Origin of the sequence: Streptomyces sp. ID05-39B (assembly GCF_033794725.1) — a bacterium.
In the GTDB taxonomy this organism is placed as follows: domain Bacteria; phylum Actinomycetota; class Actinomycetes; order Streptomycetales; family Streptomycetaceae; genus Streptomyces; species Streptomyces bobili.
The window spans coordinates 1,615-8,993 of sequence record NZ_JARGEF010000293.1 but is presented as its reverse complement, the minus strand read 5'-3'; the positions used below and the strand labels follow the sequence as shown (position 1 = coordinate 8,993).

Annotated in this window: 7 protein-coding genes; 1 reads left to right on the top strand and 6 read right to left on the bottom strand. The window is 75.1% G+C overall.

The features are described from left to right. The 6 genes from cobC to cobM all read right to left on the bottom strand — a co-directional run. A partial coding sequence (gene cobC, locus P1P75_RS36570; protein ID WP_319263579.1) for an Rv2231c family pyridoxal phosphate-dependent protein CobC occupies positions 1-862 on the bottom strand: 862 nt, incomplete at its 3' end. Further along, entirely contained in the window at positions 852-1,784 is a 933-nt protein-coding gene (locus tag P1P75_RS36565) for a sirohydrochlorin chelatase (RefSeq protein ID WP_319263578.1), read from the bottom strand. The genes cobC and P1P75_RS36565, both read right to left, overlap by 11 nt. Beyond that, complete coding sequence (locus P1P75_RS36560) at positions 1,781-2,371, bottom strand: precorrin-8X methylmutase (protein ID WP_319263577.1); 591 nt, start codon at positions 2,369-2,371, stop codon at positions 1,781-1,783. Before P1P75_RS36560 ends, P1P75_RS36565 begins: the two co-directional genes overlap by 4 nt. Then, positions 2,368-4,050: a precorrin-3B C(17)-methyltransferase gene (gene cobJ, locus P1P75_RS36555; protein ID WP_319263575.1), complete on the bottom strand. Its 1,683-nt coding sequence runs from the start codon at positions 4,048-4,050 to the stop codon at positions 2,368-2,370. Before cobJ ends, P1P75_RS36560 begins: the two co-directional genes overlap by 4 nt. Further along, positions 4,047-5,297, bottom strand: coding sequence for a precorrin-6y C5,15-methyltransferase (decarboxylating) subunit CbiE (gene cbiE, locus P1P75_RS36550; protein WP_319263573.1), 1,251 nt, complete (start codon positions 5,295-5,297; stop codon positions 4,047-4,049). The genes cobJ and cbiE overlap by 4 nt, the downstream gene beginning before the upstream one ends. Next, positions 5,294-6,112 (bottom strand): precorrin-4 C(11)-methyltransferase, encoded by an 819-nt coding sequence (cobM, locus tag P1P75_RS36545; RefSeq protein WP_319263572.1) that lies wholly within the window; start codon positions 6,110-6,112, stop codon positions 5,294-5,296. The genes cbiE and cobM overlap by 4 nt, the downstream gene beginning before the upstream one ends. Positions 6,113-6,267: 155 nt before the next feature. On the opposite strand from cobM, the gene P1P75_RS36540 reads away from it, so the two are divergent. Further along, positions 6,268-7,032 (top strand): ZIP family metal transporter, encoded by a 765-nt coding sequence (locus tag P1P75_RS36540; RefSeq protein ID WP_319263570.1) that lies wholly within the window; start codon positions 6,268-6,270, stop codon positions 7,030-7,032. Positions 7,033-7,379 lie beyond the last annotated feature (347 nt).

The following is a 7,379-nucleotide window of genomic DNA, read 5'->3' as shown; positions in this document are numbered from 1 at the left end:
CCGCAGGCCCCGCCACGCGCACTCCCCGCCCCGCGAACTCCGCGAGCCCGGCCACGAGATACTCCCGGTCCGCGGCGACACTCCGCGCCGCACGCTCCGCCTCCTCCAGCGCCGGAGGCGACACGCACGCCGTTGCCGCCGCAAGCGCGGGCGTGGACACCGGCCACAGCGGCTGGGCCCGTTCCAGCTCACGGATGACGTCCGGCGCGGCGAGGACGTACCCGATCCGCAGCCCCGCCAGCCCCCACGTCTTCGTCAGGCTGCGCAGAACCACCAGGCCGGGCACGTCCGTCCGCCCGGCCAGCGCCTCCCGTTCACCCGGCACCGCGTCCATGAACGCCTCGTCGACGACCAGCGTCCGCCCGTGCCGGGCGAGAGCGGCGATCGTGGCGGCCGGGTGCAGCACCGACGTCGGGTTCGTCGGGTTGCCGATGACCACGAGGTCGGCGTCCTCGGGGACGGCCGCAGGGTCGAGCCGGAATCCGTCCTCCTCCCGCAGCAGCACCCGGTCGACACTGTGCCCGGCGTCCCGCAGGGCCGCCTCGGGCTCGGTGAACTGCGGGTGCACCACGACCGGTCGACGCACCTTCAGGGCGCGGGCGAGCAGCACGAACGCCTCCGCCGCGCCCGCCGTCAGCAGGACCCGTTCGACCGGCAGCCCGTGCCGGGCAGCGACCGCCGCCCGCGCGGCCCGCCCGTCGGGATAGGCGGCGAGGCCGGTCAGGGACGCGGCGATGTGCTCGCGCAGCCACGCGGGAGGCGTGTCCGCACGGACGTTGACGGCGAGGTCGACCAGCGCCGAGCCGTCGTCGCGTACCTCCGCGTCACCGTGGTGGCGCAGGTCGTGCCCGTCAGTGTGCATGGGAATGCGCATGCCCTCCGTGCTGATGGCCGTGACCGTGGTCGTGTCCCTCGTCGTCGGGGTGGAAGTGCGGCTGCTGCGGCAGCCCCACCTTGTCCTCGAAGCCGGGCAGCGCGATGCGGTACACGCACGAGTCGCAGTTCATCCGCAGATCGCCCTTGACGGCCTCCGCGTACCGCTCCATCACCAGGTCCAGCAGCTCCGGCTCGGGCCCGATGACGTCCGCCGACAGCACCTCGACCTCCGGGTGCGCGGCCGCCCAGCCCTCGGTCTGGTGCCGTACCCGGTCCGGCAGGATCCCCGTGAACAGGAAGTAGGGGAGGACGACGATCCGCCGCGCCCCGAGCTTCACGCACCGCTCCAGTCCGCTCGGCACGTCCGGCGCCGCGAGCGACACGAACGCCGTCTCGACACCGGCGTACCCGCGCCCCTCCCACAGCAGCCGGGCCGCCTTGTGCACCTCGGCGTTGGCGTCCGGGTCCGTCGACCCGCGGCCCACCAGCAGCACGGTCACGTCGGCCAGGTCCTCGGGCGTACGCCCCGCCGTGCCCAGCGCCTCGTCCAGCCGCCGCTCCAGCACGTCCAGCAGCGCCGGGTGCGGGCCCAGCGGGCGGCCGTACGTGTAGGAGATGCCCGGGTGCCGCTCCTTCTCGCGGGCCAGCGCCGCCGGGATGTCGCCCTTGGCGTGCCCGGCGGACACCAGCATCAGCGGTACGGCCGCGAACCGCCGTACGCCGCGCTCCACCAGTTCCGTCACCGCGTCGCCCAGCGGCGGGGGGGACAGTTCGATGAAGCCGCCCGCGACGGGCAGTTCGGGGTGGCGGCGGCCCAGCTCCCGTACGAAGTCGCGGAACGCCTCGGCTCCGGCGTCGTCCCGGGTTCCATGGCCGGCGATGAGCAGGGCGGGCGGCGCGGTGGTCACTGTTTCTCCTCGGAGTACGAAAGGGGGGTGTACAGCAGGGCGTTGAGCGCGGCGGCGGCGACCGCCGAGCCGCCCTTCTCGGACACGTTGCTCACGGCGGGCAGGCCGCTCTCGCGCAGCGCGGCCTTGGACTCGGCCGCGCCGACGAAACCGACGGGCAGGCCGATGACGAGCGCGGGGGAGGCGTCGAGGGTGAGCAGCTCCTCCAGGGCGGTCGGCGCGCAGCCGATCACCCAGAGGGCGCCGGGCCCCACCTGCTCGAACGCCAGCCGGACCGCGTGCGCGGAACGGGTCAGTCCGGGACCGGAGACGGCGTCCTTGAGCCGGCAGACGGTCTCCCGGCGGGTGATGCCGGCGGCGACCATCTCCACGTCCACGACGACCGGCGCCCCGGAGTGCAGCGCCGCATGGGCCTTCACCAGCGTGCCCTCGTCCATGACGAGGTCGCTCGCGTACTCCAGGTCGGCGGCGGAGTGGATGACCCGCTCCACCACCGCCCGGGTCAGCGGCGCGAAGTGCGAGGTGTCCAGGCGGGAGCGCAGCCGCCGGAAGGACTCCTGCTCGATGGGGTGGACCACACGGTTCACTTGGGCTCCTCCTGCCAGCGGTAGCCGCGCGGAGTCACCATGCGGCCCGCGATGTCCCGGGTCGCCGTGTTGCCCACCGTCACGACCGTCATCATGTCCACCGTCGCCGGGTCGAGCAGCGCGAGCGTCGTCACCCGCGCGGTCCCGTCCGGCCGGGAGGCGTTGCGTACGACACCGACCGGCGTCGTCGGCTCCCGGTGCCCGGCGAGGATGGCGAGGGCCTTCGGCAACTGCCAGTCCCGGCCCCGGCTGCGCGGGTTGTAGAACGTGACGACGAGGTCCGCCTCGGCCGCCGCCCGCACCCGCCGCTCGATGACCTCCCACGGCGTGTGCAGGTCGGACAGGCTGATCGACACGTGGTCGTGGCCCAGCGGCGCGCCCAGGATCGCGGCGGCGGCCAGCGCGGCGGTCACGCCCGGTACGCCGATCACGTCGATGTCGTCGGAGGCCTCGGCGAGCGCGGGCGAGGCCATCGCGTACACGCCGGCGTCCCCGCTGCCGATCAGCGCGACGGCGTGGCCGTGGCGGGCCTCGGCGACGGCCGTGCGGGCCCGCTCCTCCTCCGCGCCGAGCCCGGACTCCAGGACGCGGGTGCCGGGCCGCAGCAGGTCACGGATCTGGTCGACGTACTGGTCGAGCCCGACGAGCACCGAGGCACGCCGCAACTCGGCCTTCGCGCGCGGCGTGAGCAGGTCGCGGGCGCCGGGTCCGAGCCCGACCACCGCGAGCCGGCCGCGTCCGGACCGCCGTACGACGGCACAGGTCGCCGTCGCGGGGACACCGGCCGACTTGCGCTTGGGCACGAGGAGTTCGCCGCCGCGGACCAGGGCGGCGGCCTCGGCGACCGAGGGCGTGCCGACGGCGGCCAGCGGCGCGGCGGACGGGTTCGGCACCTCGACGGCGGCCAGCTCCTCGGCGGAGTACGTCACCAGGGGAACGCCGAGCCGTGCGGCGGCCCCCACGATGCCGGGTTCGTCCGCCTTGGCCTCGACGGTGGCCAGTTCGGCGATGCTGCGAGGGGACAGCCCCGCGTCCCGCAGCGCGCCCTCGATCACGTCGAGGACCTCCGCGACCGGCGCCCCCCTGGACGCGCCGACGCCGACGACGAGGGACGGCGGACGCAGCAGCACCTCGCGGTCGGCGGCCTCCACGGCCCGGTCCGTCACGCGCACCGTGTGGGCGCCCCGCTCGGCGAACGGCACCGGCGGCAACGGCCACGTCACCTCCGCGTCGAGCGCGACCGGCTCCCCGTCGAGGAGAGCCCGCGTCACGCCCGCGACATCGCCCTCCACGGGCAGCCCGAGGGTGTCCAGACCGGGAATGCCGACAGCGTCCGTCGCCGTCGTCACTACGGGCATCGCCCCCAGCAACCCGCCCACCTCACGCGCGAGTTCGTTGGCCCCGCCCGCGTGGCCGCCGACCAGCGGGACCGCGAACCGGCCCGCCTCGTCGACGCACACCACACCCGGGTCGGACGTCTTGTCGGACAGCAGCGGCGCGACGAGCCGTACGACCGCGCCCGACGCCAGGAAGCACACGAGCTGCTCGCACTCCGCGAACGCCCGCCGGACGGCGTCCCCCACGGGACCGTCGTACACACGCGTGCGGTCCGGCCACGCAGCGGCCAGCCGGTCGCGCGCCGCCGCCCCCGCCGCGGTGGCGGAAATCAGGCCGATCACAGAGCAACTCCTTCTTCAGAGGAGGGGGTTCGGAACCCCCACAGCAGGAAAACGGGGTTGGTCGCCGCCAGCCGGGTCACGTCCCCCGGCAGCGGCGCCAGCCGCGAGGACTGGAGCAGTACGCCGTCGACGCCGAACCCGGCGTCGGTGAGCGCGGCCCGTACCGCCGCAACCCGGTCCAGCGCGGCCATCGCGACGACCACGGTCCGCCGGGCCCGGCGCGCGCACGCGGCGACGATGGCGGGCAGCTCCCGCCCGCCGCCGCCCACGAACACCGCGTCCGGATCGTCGAGTTCACCGAGCGCGTCCGGCGCGCTGCCGTGCACCACATGGACGTCGACCCCGTGCGCGGCGGCGTTGGCGCGGATCCGGACGGCACCGTCCGCGGTCTTCTCCACCGCGCTGACGGCGGCGCCCAGCCGCGCGCACTCCACGGCCACCGAACCCGAGCCGGAACCCACGTCCCAGACCAGGTCGCCCGGGCGCGGCCCGAGCCGGGCCAGGGCCAGCGCCCGCACCTCGGACTTGGTGATCATCGAGTCGCGGTGGGCGAACTCGGCCTCGTCCAGCGCCCAGCCGGCGGGCCGGCGCACCGGCCCCGCGAGCGTGCGCACCGGACCCTGGGCCCGCGCCTCGTCCAGGCACAGCACGACACTGACCGCCGGCCCCCAGTCGCGGGCCGCCGCCTCGGCGGGCGTGACCCGCTCCACGCGTTCGCGCGCCGGGTCGCCCAGCGCGGACGCGACGACGAGCACCCGGCCGGGGACCGTCCGGGCCAACGCGGCGCCCAGCTCGGCGGGACCGGCGCCGGGCCCGGTCAGCACGGCCACCTTCGGATACGCCCGGCACACGTGCACGGCCGTCCGCGGGTGCCGCCCGTGCGCGCTGACGACGACGGCGTCCTCCCAGGTCAGCCCCAGCCGCGCGAAAGCGGCGGCGACGGAGGACACCCCCGGCACGACGTCGAGCAGGTCCGCGCCGAACCGCTCGGAGAGCGCCCGCACGACCCCGAAGAACCCGGGGTCGCCCGACGCCAGCACCACCACCCGCCGCCCGTCGGCGACGTAACTCTCGATCGCGTCGAGCGCCGGCGCCAGCGGCCCCAGCACGATCCGCCGGGCACCCTCCGGCAGTGCCACGGCGTCCAGATGCCGCCGCCCGCCGACGACGAGGTCCGCGCCCGCCGTCGCCTCCGCGGGAACGGGCGCCCCGGTGCCCGTGCCGACGACGGTGACCGGACGGCTCACGTACTGGCACCCCGCTCGCGCAGGGCCCTGCGGGCCTCGGGGTCGGCCTTGCGGAAGCCATGGAAGTGACCGGGGTGGTACAGGTGCGAGCGGGTGCCGTGCGCGGCGAGTGCCGGGCCGACCAGGAACAGCGTGTGCTTCCACAGCTTGTGTTCCTTGACCGTCTCCTCCAGCGTGCCGATCGTGCACCGCACGACCAGCTCCTCCGGCCAGGTCGCCTGGTAGGCGATGACCACGGGCGTCGCGGTCGGGTAGCCGCCCTCCAGCAGCTCGCGCACCAACTGCCCGCTGCGCGCGGCCGACAGGAAGACGGCCATCGTCGTGCCGTGCTTGGCGAACTCCCGCACCTCCTCGCCGGGCGGCATCGGCGTCTTGCCGCCGCCCAGCCGGGTGAGGATCACGGACTGCGCGACCTCCGGGATCGTCAGCTCGCGCCGGGCGAGCGCGGCGACGGCGGAGAAGGAGGAGACCCCGGGCACGATCTCGGTGTCGATGCCGATCTCGTCGCAGCGGTCCATCTGCTCCTGCGTACCGCCCCACAGGGCGGGGTCGCCGGAGTGGATCCTGGCGACCTTGATGCCCTCGCGGTGGGCGCGTTCGTAGACGGCGACGACGTCCTCCAGGGACATGGTCGCCGAGTCGAGGATCTCCGCGTCCTCGCGCGCGTGCTCCAGGACCTCCGCCTGGACCAGGCTCGCGGCCCAGATCACGACATCGGCCTCGGCGATGGCACGCGCGGCACGGAACGTCAGCAGGTCGGCGGCGCCGGGACCGGCGCCGACGAAGGTCACCTTGCCGGTGGGGGCGTCGGCCATGGGTTCGGGTCCTCTCATCACGGGGTGCGGAACGGGGTGCGAAACGGGGTGGGAAACACGGTCGGAAGCGGTGTCGGAAGCGGTGTCGGAAGCGGTGTCGTGAACGGGTGGTGGCGAAGGTGCGTTGCCGGGCCCCGATCCGATACGAAGGGCACATGGCGGTGATCGTCGCGCTCGGCGCGTTCCTGATGACGTTGGCCGGCGGCTGGACGGCACAACGCGTGACCGACCGCCGCCATCTGGTGCTGGGCCTGGCCGGGGGCCTGATGCTGGGCGTGGTCGGCCTGGACCTGCTGCCCGAGGCACTGGAGGCGGCCGGCACGGAGGTCTTCGGCGTTCCCGCCGCACTGCTGCTGTTCGTGGCGGGCTTCCTGTTGGCCCATCTGGTGGAACGTCTGCTGGCCCACCTCCCCCACTCTCGACTTCGCTCGAGCGGGGGGACCCCTATGGCCCCTCACGGCGCCGCCGAACACAACGGCCGCAGCCCCGAGGTGGGCCTCGCGGCCGCCGCGGCGATGGTCGGTCACAGCGCCATGGACGGGGTCGCGATCGGCGCGGCCTTCCAGGTCGGCGGCGGCATGGGCACGGCCGTCGCGCTGGCCGTCATCGCCCACGACTTCGCGGACGGCTTCAACACGTACACGATCACGAGCCTGTACGGGAACGCCCGCCGCAGAGCGCTGGCCATGCTGTTCGCGGACGCCGCCGCACCGGTCGTCGGCGCCGCGTCCACGGCGTTCGTCCACATCCCCGAACCCCTGCTCGGCGCCTACCTCGGCTTCTTCGCCGGCGCACTCCTCTACCTGGCCGCCGCCGAGATCCTCCCGGAGGCCCACCACGAACACCCCGCCCGCTCCACGGTCCTGTGCACGATCGCGGGCGCGGCCTTCATCTGGCTGGTGGTGGGTCTGGCGGAGTGAACCGGCGGCAGGCCGGGCGAGGGTGCCGACGTGCGAGGCGGCGACGGACCGCCGCCCGGATCGGGCGGCCGACCCCGGGACCGAACGCCGGCCCGCCGGGCCGAGCGAGCCCGCGGCCGACCGCCGCCGGGACCCGACCGGCGAGCCGTCGCCGACGGTCTGTGGCCCGGCCGCGGTGGCCGGCGGTGGTTCGGCTGGGGCGATGGTCTGTGGAGCGGTGGCGGTGGCCGACCGTCGTTCGGTGGGGGCGACGGTCTGTGGCCCGGCCGCGGTGGCCGGCGGTGGTTCGGCTGGGGCGATGGTCTGTGGAGCGGTGGCGGTGGCCGACCGTCGTTCGGTGGGGGCGA

Excerpts from the sequence above, each read along its gene's own strand:
- P1P75_RS36540 (WP_319263570.1), top strand. The coding sequence starts at position 6,268 with ATGGCGGTGATCGTCGCGCTCGGCGCGTTCCTGATGACGTTGGCCGGC.
- cobM (WP_319263572.1), bottom strand. The coding sequence starts at position 6,112 with ATGGCCGACGCCCCCACCGGCAAGGTGACCTTCGTCGGCGCCGGTCCC.